The sequence below is a fragment of the Streptomyces boncukensis genome (genome assembly GCF_011045075.1).
In the GTDB taxonomy this organism is placed as follows: Bacteria; Actinomycetota; Actinomycetes; order Streptomycetales; family Streptomycetaceae; genus Streptomyces; species Streptomyces boncukensis.
The window spans coordinates 1-1,547 of sequence record NZ_JAAKZZ010000930.1 but is presented as its reverse complement, the minus strand read 5'-3'; the positions used below and the strand labels follow the sequence as shown (position 1 = coordinate 1,547).

3 protein-coding genes are annotated in these 1,547 nt (G+C 75.8%); 1 reads left to right on the top strand and 2 read right to left on the bottom strand.

The window, feature by feature from the left end:
- The coding region (locus tag G5C65_RS38795; protein ID WP_206442697.1) for a hypothetical protein at positions 1–671 on the top strand (671 nt) is incomplete at its 5' end.
- Positions 672–981: 310 nt separating this feature from the next.
- On the opposite strand, the gene G5C65_RS37080 is transcribed toward G5C65_RS38795, so the two are convergent.
- Together G5C65_RS37080 and G5C65_RS37075 are read right to left on the bottom strand one after the other, a co-directional pair.
- On the bottom strand, positions 982–1,233 hold the full coding sequence (locus G5C65_RS37080) for a chaplin family protein (RefSeq protein WP_165303431.1): 252 nt from the start codon (positions 1,231–1,233) through the stop codon (positions 982–984).
- Between the two features lie 117 nt (positions 1,234–1,350).
- Positions 1,351–1,547: response regulator transcription factor (locus G5C65_RS37075; RefSeq protein ID WP_165303430.1), on the bottom strand; the 197-nt coding region annotated here is incomplete at its 5' end.

Sequence of the window (1,547 nt, the reverse complement as noted above, 5' to 3'; positions counted from 1 at the left end):
CGGTGGCGCTGGGGCGGCTGCGGGCGCTGGGGGCGACGAGCCTGCTGGTGGCGCTGCCCGCGCCGGGGCACCCGCTGGGGCTGAGCGGTCCGCCGGAGTTCAACGCCCGCGCGCTGGAGGCCGGTGAGGCGGTGCTGGCGCAGGGCGCCGGGATCGGGCTCGTACCGGCGGTGACCGAGGCGGGCCCCGGGGACGGCGCCGACCGTGCGGACGTGCACCGCGAGGTGCTGTGGGAGTGCCTGCCCGTACGGGAGGCGCCGCCCGCCGATGTGCCCTCGCTGGGCGAGGCGGAGCGGGAGCTGGCGGAGGCGCTGCGGGAGGCGACCGGCGCCCTCGCCCAGCTGGATGTGGCCGGTTCGGGGCCGGTGGCCGACGCGGCGCTGGAGGCGTACCGGGCGCGTGCCGAGGCCGGGCGGGCGCTGCTGGCGCCCGGCTATCCGCCCCGGGCCGTACGGGTGCTCGAACTGGCCCAGCGGGTGGGCGCGTTGCTGGCCATCGCGCGGGACGACGGCGGGGACGGGCGCGCACACGGCGGGGCGGTGAGCGCCTCGCAGATCGCGGCGCGCGCCGAGGTGCTGCGGCCGGTGGAGCGTACGGCCCGGCGGGCCCAGGTGGCGGCGTACAACGCGTACGCGGAGGAGGTGGAGCGGCGGCGCGAGCGGGAGGGGTGACGGGACCGGCCGTCCGGGGGGGGCGGCGTGTCCGGAAAGCGGCAGGCCCCGCGGACCGGGTGATCCGCGGGGCCTGCCGCTCCCTGGAGGGGCGCCGGGTCACCCGCCCGCCGACGCACACGGGAACCCGACCGGGGTTCGCCGAGCCGACGCGAGCGCAACCAGCCCGGCGGCGTTCACGGGGGATGTTCCTCCTGGAGTGCCGCGGCCCCCTCGCGGAGGGCGCCGCACGCTGGGCAACGCCCGAGCCCGGCGGATGACACGGGCCGCCCGCGCCATCCGCCCGTTCAGCCCAATCGGCAGACCAACGTCAGTGGTTGACGGCGCTGTTGCCGAAGACCGGGTTGAGGATGCCCACCGCGCTGATGTTGTTGCCGCTGACGTTCAGCGGAACGGTGACGGGGACCTGGACCACGTTCCCCGAGGCGATGCCCGGGGACTCGTTGGCGTGGCCGTGCGCCTGCGGACCGTGCCCACCGGACGCGGCGGCGACGCCCGCACCCGCGACGACGACGCTCCCCGCGGCGATGGTGACGGCGGCGGCCCTCTTCAGGTTCTTCACTTTCTTGACCCTCCTTGCGACGGTGCCGCGGCCTACCGCCGCGGCACGCCATGCAGAACGGGGCCACGGTCCGCGGGGATGCGCGAATGAGGAAACGACCACACGACAGTATGAATCTCAGCCAGTCACTCCGTGACGAACCGCCCAGAGGGCCGCCTGGGTGCGGTCGGCCAGGTCGAGCTTCATCAGGATGTTCGAGACGTGGGTCTTGACGGTCTTCTCGGAGAGCACCAGGGAGCGGGCGATCTCGCGGTTGGAGCGCCCGTCCGCGATCAGCCCCAGGACCTCGCGCTCCCGCTCCGTCAGCGCCGGTC